This window comes from Bradyrhizobium sp. 44 (genome assembly GCF_023073095.1).
Lineage (GTDB): Bacteria > Pseudomonadota > Alphaproteobacteria > Rhizobiales > Xanthobacteraceae > Bradyrhizobium.
In genome coordinates this window covers 422,153-435,619 of sequence record NZ_JADPIY010000016.1, presented here as the reverse complement: position 1 = coordinate 435,619, position 13,467 = coordinate 422,153, and the positions used below count along the sequence as shown (strand labels likewise).

Below are 13,467 nucleotides of genomic sequence, written 5' to 3'. Positions count from 1 at the left end.
CGAAGCGGTCTTCCGAAAAGATCATGCCCAAAACAACAACCTAAAGCGCGATTAGCGCTCTAGAGGAATCCCAATCGCTCGATGATGGCGATGATCCAGAACGCGCCGGCCATCAGCAGCGCAACACCGACCGCGGCCGACCCCATGTCCTTGACCCGTCCGATCTGCTTGTCGTGATCCATGGTCAGCCGGTCGGCAAGCTTCTCGATCGCCGTATTGAGCAGTTCGACCACCAGCACGAACGCGACCGCGCAGATCAGCTCGACCGCGCGCATCGCGGTCGCGCCGACCAACCACGCAAGCGGCAGCGACAAGAGGAGCGCAACGATCTCCTCGCGGACGGCCTGCTCCGAGCGGAACGCAAAGGCCAGACCGTTACGGGAATTGATCGTGGCCTTCCAGATCCGCAGCAAGGTTCTAGAGCCCCGCTGCGGCGGGCATCGGCCTGACCTTGCCGGCGCGTTCCTGCTTGAGCAGTTCTGCGACCAGGAAAGCCATGTCGATGGATTGCTCGGCGTTGAGCCGGGGATCACAGACCGTGTGATAGCGGTCGTTGAGATCCTCGTCGGTGATCGCGCGGGCGCCGCCGAGGCACTCGGTGACGTCCTGGCCGGTCATCTCCAGATGCACGCCGCCGGCATGGGTGCCTTCCGCGGCGTGAATCGCGAAGAACGACTTCACCTCCGACAGGATGCGGTCGAAGGGCCGCGTCTTGTAACCTGACGTCGAGGTGATGGTGTTGCCGTGCATGGGGTCGCACGACCAGACCGCCACTTTGCCCTCGCGCTTCACGGCGCGGATCATGTTCGGCAGGTGCTCGCCGATCTTGTCGGAGCCGAAGCGGCCGATCAGCGTCAACCGGCCCGGTTCGTTGTCGGGATTGAGCACCTCGATCAGCTTCAGCAGTTCGTCGGGCTTGAGCGACGGTCCGCATTTGAGCCCGATTGGATTCTTGATGCCGCGGAAATATTCGATATGGCCGTGGTCGAGCTGGCGGGTGCGGTCGCCGATCCAGATCATGTGACCCGAGGTCGCGTACCAGTCGCCGGTGGTGGAATCGACGCGGGTCATGGCCTGCTCGTAGCCGAGCAGCAGGGCCTCGTGGCTGGTGTAGAAATCGGTGGCGCGCAGCTCCGGGTGGGCCTCGAGATCGAGGCCGCAGGCGCGCATGAAATTGAGCGCATCAGAGATGCGGTCGGCCAACTCCTTGTAGCGGCGGGACTGCGGACTATCCTTGAGGAAGCCGAGCATCCACTGATGCACGCTGCCGAGATTGGCGTAGCCGCCGGTCGCGAACGCACGCAGCAGGTTCAGCGTCGCGGCCGACTGGCGATAGGCCATCAGCTGGCGCTGCGGATCAGGGACGCGCGCTTGCTTGGTGAAGGCGATGTCGTTGACGATGTCGCCGCGATAGCTCGGCAGCTCGACACCGTCGATCTTCTCCATCGGCGAGGACCGGGGTTTTGCGAACTGGCCGGCGACGCGCCCGACCTTCACCACCGGGACGGCGCCGGCATAGGTCAGCACCACCGCCATCTGGAGCAGCACGCGAAAGAAGTCTCGGATGTTGTTGGCGCCGTGCTCGGCAAAGCTCTCGGCGCAGTCGCCGCCCTGCAGCAGGAAGGCCTCACCGGCCGCGACCCGCGCCAGCGCCTTTTTCAGATTGCGCGCCTCGCCCGCGAATACCAGCGGCGGAAAGGTCGCAAGCTGCGCCTCGACGTCGGCCAGGGCCTTGGCGTCGGGATAATCGGGCACCTGTAGCACCGGCATGCTGCGCCAGGACTCGGGCGTCCACCGCTCGGACATCGCAATCTCTCCGTGAAGCAAAAAGCACAACCTGATCTGTGGGTTGCGAGGGTCGCCTTATACACAGGCTGGCCACCGGCCGCCAGTTGTAAATCCATCTGGCACTGCAAAGCCTTGCGGGGAAAGCCAAATTCGCATTTGCTGGGAAACGGCTTGGAAACTGGCAAGATACCTTCGGCCCATGGACGTGGCACTGGACGACGTTTTCATCGACGAGATCAGCTTCCCGGCGACCGACGGGTATGCGCTGAGCGGTACGCTATTCTTGCCGCGCGGCACCAAACGTCATGCCGTGTTGGTCAATTCGGCGACGGCCGTCCCGCGAAAAATCTATCGCGGCTTTGCCTCCTATCTCGCCCATCGCGGCTGCGCGGTCCTGACCTACGACTATCGCGGCATCGGGGACTCCCGGCTGCCGGCGATGGTTGGCTACAACCAGCCGAAATCGCTGGTCGGCTTCAAGGCCTCGATGTCGGACTGGGCCGCGCTCGACGTTACCGCCGCAGTGCACTGGATGCGCGAGCGCTACAACACTCTCCCTCTCGCCTATATCGGCCACTCCTTTGGCGGCCAGGCCCTCGGGCTAATCGCGAACAACACGGAGATTTCGCGCGCCGCGTTCGTGGCCTCGCAGGCCGCGACCTGGCGGCTGATGACGTCGCCGGAAAAATACCGCGTCTTTGCCTTCATGAATTTTGTCGGTGTGCCGCTCGTGCACGCGCTCGGTTACGCGCCGGGCTGGGCCGGCATCGGTGAGGATTTGCCCAAGGGCGTCTTCCTGCAATGGGCCGAGTGGGTCTCGAGCCCCCGCTATCTCTTCGATTCAAAGCTGCCTGAGCTGGAGAATTTCGCCAGGTTCAAGGGCGAGTTGCGCACCCTCTGCTTCTCCGACGATCCCTGGGCGACGCGGCCCGCGGTCGAGCTGCTTGCGAGCGGATTCACCGCGATCAAGCCGGAGGTGCTCAACGTGAAGCCCTCCGACGTCGGCGCCAAGGCGATTGGCCATTTCGGCTTCTTCCGCCCCGACCACCGCGACACATTGTGGCGCGGCGTCGCGGAATGGATCCAGGGAGAGTAGACGGCGCTTACCGGAGGATCGTGGTCAGCGACGAGTAGCGCTTGTTCGGCTTGGCTTCGCCCGGCGCGAATTGCGCAAACGCCTCGCTGACGCGGACGGCTGGCGGCGTATCGCCGGCGAAACGAAACTCCTTTGGCCGCGGCGCGTAGAAGCTGGCGCTGTAATAGGCGTCGTCGAAGCGTGCCTCGCCGACCCCGAACACTGCGTCGCACGCGAACAGGAGCGCATAGACTCCCGCGACCGCGACGACGACCTCCCTGAGAACTGACATGCTGATGCCCCACCCTGTTGCAGGCAGGATGCACGCCGGTTCCAAAGCCGGAGTTTAAGGCCGCACAGTTCTTGTCCGCAGGGTTTGCCGCCGCTGAGCGGAATGCAGACAATTTTATCGATCTCGAAAAAAGAGCCCGCCTGCGCGGGTGATCAGGCGGGCTCCAGGCTTGGCCGCTCGGGAGGTATCAGACGGCCAGATTCATCCAGACAGCCTTGGGCTCGGTGAAATTGTCGAGCGCGGCGGTGCCATGCTCGCGGCCGAGGCCGGAGTCGCGCTCGCCGCCCCAGGGCAGCCGCACGTCGGTATAGCCATAGGTGTTCATCCAGACCGTGCCCGCGCGCGCCTGCTTGGCGAAGCGCTGCAGCTTGCCGATGTCGCGGCTCCACACGCCGGCGGCGAGGCTGTAGGCCGTGCCGTTGGCAATCCGCAAAGCGTCGGCCTCGTCCTTGAACTTGATGACGCTGACGACTGGCCCGAAGATCTCCTCCTGCGAGATCCGCATCTCGTGCGCGACATTCGCGAACACCGCGGGGCTGATGAAGTAGCCGCGGTCGCCGACCTTCTCGCCACCGGTGACGAGGGTCGCGCCCTCCTTCCGGCCGATCTCGACATAGTCGAGGATCGACTTCATCTGCTTCTCTGAGATCACGGGACCGAGCGTCGTCTTGCGGTCGAGCGGGTCGCCGATCCTGAGCGACTTCGCGCGCGCCGCCAGTCGCTCGACGACCTCGTCATAGGCCTTCTCCTGCACGAGCACCCGGGAGCCGGCCGAGCAGACCTGGCCGGCGTTGAAGAAGATGCCGGAAGCCGCAGCTTTCGATGCGGCTTCGAGATCGGCATCGTCGAAAATGACGTTGGCCGACTTGCCTCCCAGCTCGAGCGAGATGCGCTTGAAGTTGCTTGCGGCGGCCTTCATGATTCCCCGCCCCACACCGGGAGAGCCGGTGAAGGTGACCTTGTCCACGTCAGGGTGATTGACCAGCGCGTCGCCGACGACCCGGCCGGGGCCAGTGACGACGTTGAAGACGCCCGCCGGCAGGCCGGCTTCGAGCGCGAGCTCGGCGATGCGTAGCGCCGACAACGAGGTCAGCTCGGCCGGCTTCATCACGATGGTGCAGCCGCAGGCCAGCGCCGGCGCGAGCTTCCACATCCCGATCATCAGCGGGAAATTCCAGGGCACGATCGCCGCGACCACGCCGACCGGCTCGCGCACGGTGTAAGTCAGGGCATCATCGCGCACGGGCACGACGTCGCCGCTGATCTTGTCGGCCCAACCGGCGTAGTAGATCAGCGTGTCGACGGCGGCCGGAAAATCCTGCCGCGATGTCGCGGAGATCGGCTTGCCGGCGTCGATCGACTCGAGCTCGATGATCTCCTCGGCGTGGACCTTGAGCAGGTCTGCCCAGCGCAGCAGGATCTGGCCGCGTTCGGACGCCCGCATCGTGCGCCAGGGACCTTCGAAAGCGCGGCGCGCGGCGGCGACCGCATGCTCCACATCGGCCTCGTTGCCTTCGGCGACGACGGCGATGACCTGCCCGGTGGCCGGATTGAGCGACTTGAAGGTGCGACCGGAGCTGGCGGGGACGCGGCGGCCGTCGATCAGCAGATGCTGTGGGCGGGACATGAACTCGCTCGCAGGCGAATGTACAAAGTCATATGCAACAGACATCATATTTTCTCCAGTTCTGGTATACCAGACTAGGCGCCTAGGGGCGGGAGTAAATATGATATGGATTGCAAATGGACCACCATCATATGAAGTGCAGTTCATAAGGAAGACCGATGCTTCAGATCGAGATCGAGGCCGTCTGGCGGTTTCGCCGCGAGGGGAATCCGCGCACCGCCATCATCATGCTCGGCGTCCTCAACGAGATCAGGAGAACCGGGAAGATCACCAGCGCGGCCAACGACGCGCATCTCTCCTATCGCCATGTCTGGAATCTGATCGAGCAATGGTCGGAGTTCTTCGGCACGCCGCTGGTCGAGACCCAGCGCGGCAAAGGCTCAAAGCTCACACCGTTCGGCGAGCGGCTGGTGTGGGCGGGCGAGCGCATGCAGGCCCGGCTCGGACCTCAGCTTGAAAATTTGGCGCAGGAGTTGGCAAGCGAGATCAAGCCATTCCTCGAGCAGCGCCCGTCGGTGATCCGCGTGCATGCCAGCCACGGCTTTGCGGTCGCAAAACTGCGCGAATTCCTTGACCGCGAGCCCGGCATCGGCGTCGATCTGCGCTATGTCAGCAACCAGCATTCGCTGGTCTCGCTGGCGCAGGGCGCCTGCGATCTCTCCGGCCTGCATCTGCCGCACGGCGCGCTGCGCGCCCAGGGCATCAAGGCTGCGCGCGAATGGCTCGATCCGCGCGAGGATCGCATCATCAGCTTCGTCACACGCGAAATGGGATTGATGGTCGCGCGCGGCAATCCGCTGCGCATCGCTTCGCTTGATGATCTCACCGGACCCAAAGTCCGCTTCGTCAACCGCGATCACGATTCCGGCACGCGGCTTCTGTTCGACCAACTGCTTGCAGCAAACGGCATCGACGAGAGCCGCATCAACGGCGCGCAGCAGATCGAATTCACCCACGCCGCGGTCGCAGCCTATGTCGCGAGCGGCATGGCTGACGCGAGTTTCGGCGTCGAAGCCGCGGCCCGGCATTTCGGCCTCGATTTCATCCGGCTCTTGACCGAGGATTATTTCTTCGTCTGCAAGCGCGCGTTCCTGGACACCGAGCCGATGCAGCGCATCCTGGAGATCATCCGCAGCGCCGATTTTCGCGCGGCCGTCGCGACACTACCCGGCTATGTGCCGTCGGACACGGGCACCGTCACCGGCGTGAAGGCGTTTCTGGAGATGCACGCCGTGCGATGATGCCGAAGGATGCCGTCGCCTTGTCCGCGCCGGTCAGATCGCCGGCTCGTCCTTCAGCGCCGACAGGACCCGCTCGCCCTGCGCGGTCAGCCGGTACGTCACCAGCGGACGGCTCGACGGCGGCTTTCGCGCGAGCTCGACGATGTAGCCGCGCACCATCAGGGCTTCGAAGCTGCCGTAATAGCCGAACATGCTGATCTGGTTCTGCCTGAGCAGCTTGAACTCGCGCAAGAGACGGATCTCGTTGCCCGACAGCAGTGAGCGGCGCACGCGTTGAACGAACCGCGCGCGCTGCTCGAACCAGGCCTGGTCCGGCAGTTCGTGCAAGGCCGGTGCCGGGGCCCGTTCGCAGAGACGCGCGTCCTGCGCAATCTCAACCATCACCTGCGGCAGGCTCGGCATACTGCTGGTGACAACCGCGTCCTTCGCAACGTCGAGCAGCGCGAGCGGCCAGCGCCGCTTGTTGTCCACCATAACAGGCGGTGGCACGACGCTGTCGCGCACCAGTTGCTCGAAGCGTCCGGCGGTCACGCCGACATAGGCGGCCGCGCGACGGCGATCGACCAGGCGCGTGTCCGGCGCGACCTCGCAAACAATGTTCTCGTCCACCCCGAATCCCCTGGCGCCTCGTTGCGCATGGCGTGACGGTCTGGCGGAACCGGCAATCCGGCGGCGAACCTAGGTGGGAGGAGCGCGCTCGAAAAGCACAGAATTTCGCACATGTTGATGCCGTTTCAGCAACAGCTATAGTCCAGCCGGGGGTCCCATGCGCTTTCACTCACCGGCCATCCAGTACTTCCACGCCGTTCGCCGCACCGGTTCGATCCGGGCCGCGGCGCGCCTGCTGAACGTTGCCTCGTCGGCCGTAAGTCGCCAGATTCTCAAGCTTGAACAAGAGGTTGGGTCACCGTTGTTCGAGCGCAATGCGCGCGGCCTGACGCTGACGACGGTCGGCGAGATGTTGGCCCGGCACGTCATGAACGTGCTCCAGGACCTCGACCGCTTCCGCTCGGACGTCGCGTCCCTGTCCGGGACGTGGCACGGCACTGTCAGCATTGCCTGCATCGAGTCGCTCACGGAGTCGGTGCTGCCGGACCTGATAGCCGCCCATCGCGGCCGCGCCCGGCGCGTCAGCTTCACCACCGAGGTGAAGGGATCGTCGGATGTGCTGGAGGCCCTGAGCCGCGGCGAGGCCGACATCGGTATCGCCATGGCGCTTCGCCATCCGCCGGATCTGCGCCAGGTCGCCTTGAAGCGGTTTCGCCTCGGCGCGGTCGTGGCGTGCGATCATCCCCTGGCGCGCGGCAAGACGGTCACGCTGACCCAATGTCTCGCCTTTCCAGTCATCCACGCGCTGCCGGAGCTATCGATCTACCATCTGCTCCAGCCGCTGATCGCGCAGCTGCCCGAGACGCCGGAGCCTGCCATCCAGGCCAACTCGATCGACCTGATGCGCGAGCTCGCCGCGCGCGGCGTCGGCGTCGCCTTCCAGACCCAGCTCGGCATCGACCGACTGTCGCGCGACAGCCGGCTCGTCTTCCTGCCGCTCGACAACGCCGGCAGTCCGGTGTGGTCAGATCTCGGCATCTACGTTCGCGCCGAGCGCACCCTGCCCGCCCACACGGAATCCTTCCTCCAGGAGCTGGTGCGCGAATTGGGCGAGCGCGAGCGGCGGGAAAACGCGGCCTATCCGCAGGTTGCGTGATGAAGCGTCGCAGTAGTCTTCCGGGATAGGGCCGATGGTCGACCATCTGATAGCGTTTGTATTTTGCGGCTCATCCCTCACGCCAGGATTCCGAGATGCCGCTATGTCGGCTGAAGCCTTCGCGAATCCTCGGCATCGAGCGCTTCTCGGATTTCTCCGAGTTTCGCGCCAACGAGGTGCTCGGCCTCGGCATCAGCACGCCGCTCCGCCCGCGCGAATTCTCGCTGTCTCGCGCCATCCTGCCGCTCCAGGATGGGCTGTTCGTGCTCCAGCGCTCCTTTGCACGGCGGTTTGAGGCCGAGATCGGCACGGACAATGGTGTCGGCCTCGTTGTCCCCCTCGCGTTTCACTCCACCTCCAACGGCCGCGAGGTCGACAATTCCACGATTGCCATGATGCGCGGCAAAGCGCCCGTAGATGCGATCGAGCATCATCCCAACACTTACCTGATGCTGCGCTTCAACTCGGACATGCGTCATCGCGGCTGGACGGATTTCGACACGGGCCTCGCATATGTTCGCGCGCAGGACCATCCGATGGCGCGCCTGCGTACCGCTATCCTGGAGATGTTCTCGCTCGCCTCGGCGTGCAACGATCCCCGGCAATTCGAGGCGCTCAACCGACCCATCCAGGAGACGCTGCTCGCCTGCCTCGACGATGCGCTCGCGCCGGCAGGCGGGCTGACCGCGCGACGGGGATCGTTCGCCAAGCACCGCAAGCTGATCGCGCGCCTCGACGAAATGGTCATGTGGTCCGGCAGCAAGGCACTCTACAGTGACGACCTCGCCTCTGCGCTCGGCGTATCGGTGCGTACGCTCCAGACGGCCGCGCACGCAGTGCACGGCGTGAGCCTGCACCACTATCTGCGCCTCAAGCGGCTGTGGTCCGCCCGCATCCAGCTCATGGTCGGAGGCGGCGGCATGAGCGTCAAGGCCGCAGCGCTCGGCAACGGCTTCTGGCATCTTGGTGAGTTCTCGCGCGGCTACAGATTGGCGTTCGGCGAGACGCCCTCCGAGACGCTGGCGCGGAGCCGACGTCCCTGAGCGCAGCCTTCGGTCTTTGAGCGCCCGTGTGTCACGCTCAGCCGTGGCCGGCTCCCTTGCGTTGGCCGCTATCGCCGAGGCGGTCGACCCAGGCGATGCCGATCGCGGAGATGATGAAGGTCAAGTGGATCAGCACCTGCCACATCACGCCGCCCTCGGTGAAATTACTCCGCGTCGTGCCGAGATTACCTGCCTCGATGAAGGTCCTGAGCAGAGAGATCGAGGAGATGCCGATGATCGCCATCGCAAGCTTGATCTTGAGCACGCTGGCGTTGACGTGGCTGAGCCATTCGGGCTCGTCCGGATGACCGCTGAGGTTCAGGCGCGAGACGAAGGTCTCGTAACCGCCGACGATCACCATCACCAGCAGGTTCGAGATCATCACGACGTCGATCAGCCCGAGCACGACCAGCATGATCTGCTGCTCGGTGGCGTCGAACGAGTGCACGACCAGGTGCCAGAGCTCCTTCAGAAACAGCAGCACATAGACGGCCTGCGCGACGATCAGGCCGACATAAAGCGGGACCTGCAGCCAGCGCGAGCCAAAGATGAGTTGGGCAAACGCGCCGATTTGCGGCGCCGGCACGGAAACCGCCGAAGGTGCTTTGGGTTCGGATGTCATTGATCACTCCGGATGATGGACAGGCACGTTGCCTCAGAGACTCGCGATCACAGGCGCGAGCTCGAGCGACCCGCGATAGATCATCTCGAAGGCGACGTAAACGATGATGGCGAGGCCGACATAGCCGATCCAGCGCTGCTTCTGAAGCACGCGGCCGAGCAAATCGGCGGCGACGCCCATCAGCGCGACCGACAACAGCAGGCCGAAGGCGAGGATATAGGGATGCTCGCGCGCAGCGCCCGCGACCGCGAGCACGTTGTCGAGCGACATCGAGACGTCGGCGGCGACGATCTGCACGGCCGCCTGCCTGAAGGTCTTTCGGGAGGCAGGCGCGGCGCGGCTGCCGCCATGGCTGAACGCGAGCTCGTTCGCGTGCGCGGACTGCACGCGCAGCTCCCGCCACATCTTCCAGCAGACCCAGAGCAGCAGCACGCCGCCGGCGAGCAACAGCCCGATCACTTGCAGAAGCTGGGTCGCGACGCCGGCGAAGACGATGCGCAACGCAGTGGCGGCGATGATGCCGACGACGATGGCGCGCCGGCGCTGCTCGGCCGGCAGGCCGGCTGCGGCAAGGCCGATGACGACGGCATTGTCGCCGGCGAGCACGAGGTCGATCAGGACGACCTGAAGCAGCGCGGTCAGCGCTTCGGTGGTGATGAATTCAGTCATGACTGGTCATTTTTCGGTGCGGCAGGATCGAGCCATTGCGGCTTCTTCCGCTCGACCCAATCCAAAACCTTGCCGCGCGAGGATCGCAGTGCGGGAACGTCTTCTGCGAGCAAAGCCAGGCCGAGCGGGAGCATCCAGATTCCGAGCACTGGCAGGAACGAGAGCACGCCGCCGACAATAAGCAGCGCGCCCGAGGGGATTCTCACCCAGCGGCTGGACGGCTTGAGCAGATAGGTGACGGTGTCACCCATGCGAGGCGGGAGGCGACGGACGAGCTTGTCGAGGCGCGGGTCGCCGCCGGCCATCTGGCCGGTAGCACCCGCAGTCCCTGTCTTATCTTCGTCCGAAACTACGCTCATGCTTACTCCTCGGCGGCGATGCGTTGTTCGGCCCGCACTGCACCCGGCGCCACCTGCTTTGCGCGCGGCAGCACTAGCGTCAGCAGGCGCAACAGCTTGATCGCCTGCACTTCGTGGGGATGCACGTCCTCGTCGGCGGCCGCGACGCGCTCCGACAGTTCCATCAAATGAGCCGACAGCGGCAGGTCTGAAACCGGACGCAAATTCTCGATCACCACATTGGCGAAATCCGGCTCCTCGAGTCGTTCGGCAAGCTCGTCGAACATGGCGTAGAGTCGGTCCTCCGATATGTGCGGTGCGAGCTTGCGATCCCGGATGAAACGGACGACCTCGTCGCGTTCTACCGGCGAAACTTGGCGGTCGGCAACCGCAACCAGCGCGCCGACGATCACCAGCGCCACCGCAGCCTGCTCGTTCAGGCTGGACGGCTCGGTGATCTCGATTTCGATCGGATTGGAATGCTTGGCGTCGGACATCGTTGCTCCCTTATCTTGCGAAATGACCGCACGGAGCTGCGATGGGGACGATTGGGTCGGAGAGACTCTCAAGAAGGCCCGACGATCGGCCGATCCATCGCATTCGCGCGGGACAGGTCATCCGACATCACGAGGTTTGCCGACAGCGTCGGCGTCCTCGCCAGAGGGGCCCGGATTCTTGTTCCTTCCACACATAAAGATGGGACTGTCGGAATCAAGGCGACGCGACTGCGACCAGCCGCCGCATCGGGTTCCGTGTGTTACTCCACCCGCTCGACAAGATGCGCCCGCGAGGGCGAGGGCTCGAACCTGTCGCCGAAATACTGCGTCTCGTGCGCCACCAGGCCGTCGCGGAATTCCATGATGCTCACCACGTAAGACGGCACCCCGTCATAGGTCAGCACGAATTCGCTCACCCAGAGATCGTTGCCGCCGACGATTCGCCGAACCGTGAAGCGCTTCTTGTTCGGTTGCACGAACCGGCTCTGCTGGATGTTGCTGCGACCGCGGATGCGCTCGCCGGATTGCGGATAGTCGAGCACCGCGTCCCCGCGATAGATGTCGTGCTCGGCCTCGAAATCGTTCGCATCCGAAGCGTCCCAATGCCGCTGGAGCGCGGCCAGCTTGCCCTGATCATCCATCGTGGCCTCCGGTTGTCCCGATTGCGTTGGCGTTACGGCTTCTCAGATTGGCCTCAGGGCCGCCGGTGGCAAGGCTTGCTCGCAACCTCTAACAACGACTAACGAGCCAAAAACGCCCTCTTGCTGCAAGGATGACGGCAGAACCGCGCAGCCAGATCGGGAACACGCAATGGCACGTCTGCTTTCAATGAATGTCGGCCTGCCGCGCGACGTCGCCTGGCAGGGTCGGACCGTCCACACCGGCATCTGGAAGGCGCAGGTCACAGGCCCGCGCAGGGTGCGCCGGCTCAACATCGATGGCGACGGCCAGGGCGATACGGCCGGTCATGGCGGCGAACATCGTGCCGTATTCGTCTATCAGGACGAATCCTATCGGTACTGGCAGGAGCATCTCGGTCGATCGAACCTCGTTCATGGCCAGTTCGGCGAGAACTTTACGGTCGAGGGCCTCGCCGACACCAACGTGTGCATCGGAGACCGCTACAGGATCGGCTCTGCCCTGTTCGAAGTGACGCAGCCGCGCGTCACCTGCTACCGGCTCGGCATTCGGATGGACGAGCCGGACATGGCCGCGCTGCTGGTCAGGCACGGGCGGCCCGGATTCTATTTCCGTGTGCTCGAGGAAGGCGACGTCGAAGCCGGTGACGAGATCAAACAGATCGCTGTGGGACCCGAGCGCATGAGCGTGTTCGAGGTCAATGCGCTGCTTTACCTGCCGCCTCATCCGCGCGAACGCCTGGAGCGCGCGCTGCGGATTCCCGCGCTGAGCCGCGGGTGGCAGCGTTCATTCGCGGCACTGCTCGAGCAGCAGAAGGACAACAAGATCGCGGGAAACGCCGGACTTGGGCCGGCGGCGAGCCCTCCTCCCGCCTGGCGCGGATTCCGCTCATTTCGCGTGGCGCGCAAGATCGCCGAAAGCGGCAACGTGACGTCGCTGATCCTCGAACCCGCCGACGGACATCCCGTGGCGGCCGCCCTGCCCGGTCAATTCGTCGTCATCAGGCTCGAACCTTCCGCTGCGCAGGCGATGACGCGCAGCTATTCGCTGTCGAGCGGCGCCGATGCCGCGTCCTATCGCATCAGCGTCAAGCGCGAAGCGCACGGCGCCGCCAGCCGCTACATCGCCGACGAGCTGGTGGACGGCGCTGCCGTGCAGCTCGGTGCGCCACGCGGCAGTTTCACGCTCCGGCAAGATGCGCGTCCCGTCGTCCTGCTGAGCGCCGGCATCGGCGTCACTCCGGTACTCGCAATGCTCCACGCCCTCGCCGCCGAAGGGACGACGCGGGACGTGTGGTGGCTGCACGGCACCCGCAACGGCCGCGAACATGCATTCGCCGCCGAGGCGCGCGAGTTGCTAGGTGGGCTCTCTCGTCACCATAGCCACGTCTGCTACAGCGCGCCTGACCCGGACGATCGTCTCAATGTGGCGTTCGATACAGCCGGACATCTCGACGGACGCCTGCTCCAGACCCTGAGCGTGCCGCGTGACGGCGATTTCTATCTGTGCGGACCGGCAGCTTTCATGAGCGATCTGAAAGCTGGCCTCGCAACGCTGGGCATCGCACCGGATCGCATCCACACCGAATTGTTCGGCGCCGGACCATCCTTGACGCCCGGCATAGCGTCCTCCCCGCAGAAGCGAGCGCACTCGCCGGTTGGCGCTCCTGGCCCCGGCCCGATGGTTTCGTTCGCCCGCAGCGGCCTCAACGTGTGCTGGGGACCGGCCTACGCCAGCCTGCTGGAATTGGCCGAAGCTTGCGACGTCCCCGTGCGCTGGTCGTGCCGGACCGGCGTCTGCCATAATTGCGAGAGCGGATTGATCGCGGGGACGGTCGACTATGCGCCGGATCCGCTCGATCCGCCTGCGGACGGCAATGTCCTGATCTGCTGCTCACGGCCCCGAAACGACGTCGTGATTGATCTGTAAAA

General features: G+C 64.7%; 15 protein-coding genes. 5 read left to right on the top strand and 10 right to left on the bottom strand.

Going from position 1 to position 13,467, the window contains the following annotated elements; genetic code table 11:
* Window positions 1-59: 59 nt before the first annotated feature.
* Window positions 60-413, bottom strand: a complete 354-nt coding sequence (locus tag IVB41_RS18525) for a diacylglycerol kinase (protein ID WP_085395859.1) — start codon at window positions 411-413, stop codon at window positions 60-62.
* Window positions 414-417: 4 nt separating this feature from the next.
* A complete protein-coding gene (locus tag IVB41_RS18520) occupies window positions 418-1,806 on the bottom strand; it encodes a class II 3-deoxy-7-phosphoheptulonate synthase (protein WP_247433675.1) in 1,389 nt (462 codons plus the stop codon).
* Window positions 1,807-1,987: 181 nt separating this feature from the next.
* Between IVB41_RS18520 and IVB41_RS18515 the strand changes: the two genes are divergently transcribed.
* Window positions 1,988-2,884 carry an alpha/beta fold hydrolase gene (locus IVB41_RS18515; RefSeq protein ID WP_247433671.1) on the top strand — a complete coding sequence of 299 codons (897 nt, stop codon included), beginning with the start codon at window positions 1,988-1,990 and terminating at the stop codon, window positions 2,882-2,884.
* Between the two features lie 7 nt (window positions 2,885-2,891).
* Here IVB41_RS18515 and IVB41_RS18510 read toward each other — a convergent pair whose 3' ends face one another.
* Together IVB41_RS18510 and IVB41_RS18505 are read right to left on the bottom strand one after the other, a co-directional pair.
* Complete coding sequence (locus IVB41_RS18510; protein WP_027517277.1) at window positions 2,892-3,155, bottom strand: hypothetical protein; 264 nt, start codon at window positions 3,153-3,155, stop codon at window positions 2,892-2,894.
* 187 nt (window positions 3,156-3,342) lie between these two features.
* Window positions 3,343-4,827, bottom strand: a complete 1,485-nt coding sequence (locus tag IVB41_RS18505; protein ID WP_247434819.1) for an aldehyde dehydrogenase family protein — start codon at window positions 4,825-4,827, stop codon at window positions 3,343-3,345.
* Between the two features lie 113 nt (window positions 4,828-4,940).
* Here IVB41_RS18505 and IVB41_RS18500 point away from each other — a divergent pair, with 113 nt between their 5' ends.
* The gene (locus tag IVB41_RS18500) at window positions 4,941-6,023 is read left to right on the top strand and encodes a substrate-binding domain-containing protein (RefSeq protein ID WP_247433668.1); all 1,083 of its coding nucleotides are present in this window, start codon (window positions 4,941-4,943) and stop codon (window positions 6,021-6,023) included.
* 33 nt (window positions 6,024-6,056) lie between these two features.
* Here IVB41_RS18500 and IVB41_RS18495 read toward each other — a convergent pair whose 3' ends face one another.
* Complete coding sequence (locus tag IVB41_RS18495) at window positions 6,057-6,632, bottom strand: hypothetical protein (protein ID WP_247286690.1); 576 nt, start codon at window positions 6,630-6,632, stop codon at window positions 6,057-6,059.
* Between the two features lie 157 nt (window positions 6,633-6,789).
* Between IVB41_RS18495 and IVB41_RS18490 the strand changes: the two genes are divergently transcribed.
* Together IVB41_RS18490 and IVB41_RS18485 are read left to right on the top strand one after the other, a co-directional pair.
* On the top strand, window positions 6,790-7,728 hold the full coding sequence (locus tag IVB41_RS18490; protein ID WP_247433665.1) for a LysR family transcriptional regulator: 939 nt from the start codon (window positions 6,790-6,792) through the stop codon (window positions 7,726-7,728).
* A 95-nt stretch (window positions 7,729-7,823) separates the two neighbouring features.
* Window positions 7,824-8,771 carry a helix-turn-helix domain-containing protein gene (locus IVB41_RS18485; RefSeq protein WP_247433662.1) on the top strand — a complete coding sequence of 316 codons (948 nt, stop codon included), beginning with the start codon at window positions 7,824-7,826 and terminating at the stop codon, window positions 8,769-8,771.
* 37 nt (window positions 8,772-8,808) lie between these two features.
* Here IVB41_RS18485 and IVB41_RS18480 read toward each other — a convergent pair whose 3' ends face one another.
* From IVB41_RS18480 to IVB41_RS18460, 5 genes are all read right to left on the bottom strand, one after another.
* Window positions 8,809-9,393: a TIGR00645 family protein gene (locus IVB41_RS18480; protein ID WP_247433659.1), complete on the bottom strand. Its 585-nt coding sequence runs from the start codon at window positions 9,391-9,393 to the stop codon at window positions 8,809-8,811.
* A gap of 33 nt (window positions 9,394-9,426) precedes the next feature.
* A complete protein-coding gene (locus IVB41_RS18475; RefSeq protein ID WP_247433655.1) occupies window positions 9,427-10,062 on the bottom strand; it encodes a TerC family protein in 636 nt (211 codons plus the stop codon).
* On the bottom strand, window positions 10,059-10,421 hold the full coding sequence (locus IVB41_RS18470) for a hypothetical protein (protein WP_027569423.1): 363 nt from the start codon (window positions 10,419-10,421) through the stop codon (window positions 10,059-10,061). The genes IVB41_RS18475 and IVB41_RS18470 overlap by 4 nt, the downstream gene beginning before the upstream one ends.
* Window positions 10,422-10,423: 2 nt before the next feature.
* Window positions 10,424-10,897, bottom strand: a complete 474-nt coding sequence (locus IVB41_RS18465; protein WP_027569422.1) for a tellurite resistance TerB family protein — start codon at window positions 10,895-10,897, stop codon at window positions 10,424-10,426.
* Window positions 10,898-11,157: 260 nt separating this feature from the next.
* Window positions 11,158-11,538: a nuclear transport factor 2 family protein gene (locus tag IVB41_RS18460; RefSeq protein WP_027569421.1), complete on the bottom strand. Its 381-nt coding sequence runs from the start codon at window positions 11,536-11,538 to the stop codon at window positions 11,158-11,160.
* Window positions 11,539-11,707: 169 nt separating this feature from the next.
* Here IVB41_RS18460 and IVB41_RS18455 point away from each other — a divergent pair, with 169 nt between their 5' ends.
* Window positions 11,708-13,465, top strand: coding sequence for an MOSC and FAD-binding oxidoreductase domain-containing protein (locus IVB41_RS18455; RefSeq protein WP_247433653.1), 1,758 nt, complete (start codon window positions 11,708-11,710; stop codon window positions 13,463-13,465).
* Window positions 13,466-13,467 lie beyond the last annotated feature (2 nt).

Bases quoted from the DNA above. Each gene is read 5' to 3' on its own strand.
- IVB41_RS18490 (WP_247433665.1), top strand. From the start codon at position 6,790: ATGCGCTTTCACTCACCGGCCATCCAGTACTTCCACGCCGTTCGCCGC.
- IVB41_RS18460 (WP_027569421.1), bottom strand. From the start codon at position 11,538: ATGGATGATCAGGGCAAGCTGGCCGCGCTCCAGCGGCATTGGGACGCT.
- IVB41_RS18465 (WP_027569422.1), bottom strand. From the start codon at position 10,897: ATGTCCGACGCCAAGCATTCCAATCCGATCGAAATCGAGATCACCGAG.
- IVB41_RS18470 (WP_027569423.1), bottom strand. From the start codon at position 10,421: ATGAGCGTAGTTTCGGACGAAGATAAGACAGGGACTGCGGGTGCTACC.
- IVB41_RS18505 (WP_247434819.1), bottom strand. From the start codon at position 4,827: ATGTCTGTTGCATATGACTTTGTACATTCGCCTGCGAGCGAGTTCATG.
- IVB41_RS18485 (WP_247433662.1), top strand. From the start codon at position 7,824: ATGCCGCTATGTCGGCTGAAGCCTTCGCGAATCCTCGGCATCGAGCGC.
- IVB41_RS18520 (WP_247433675.1), bottom strand. From the start codon at position 1,806: ATGTCCGAGCGGTGGACGCCCGAGTCCTGGCGCAGCATGCCGGTGCTA.
- IVB41_RS18510 (WP_027517277.1), bottom strand. From the start codon at position 3,155: ATGTCAGTTCTCAGGGAGGTCGTCGTCGCGGTCGCGGGAGTCTATGCG.
- IVB41_RS18500 (WP_247433668.1), top strand. From the start codon at position 4,941: ATGCTTCAGATCGAGATCGAGGCCGTCTGGCGGTTTCGCCGCGAGGGG.
- IVB41_RS18455 (WP_247433653.1), top strand. From the start codon at position 11,708: ATGGCACGTCTGCTTTCAATGAATGTCGGCCTGCCGCGCGACGTCGCC.
- IVB41_RS18475 (WP_247433655.1), bottom strand. From the start codon at position 10,062: ATGACTGAATTCATCACCACCGAAGCGCTGACCGCGCTGCTTCAGGTC.
- IVB41_RS18480 (WP_247433659.1), bottom strand. From the start codon at position 9,393: ATGACATCCGAACCCAAAGCACCTTCGGCGGTTTCCGTGCCGGCGCCG.
- IVB41_RS18515 (WP_247433671.1), top strand. From the start codon at position 1,988: ATGGACGTGGCACTGGACGACGTTTTCATCGACGAGATCAGCTTCCCG.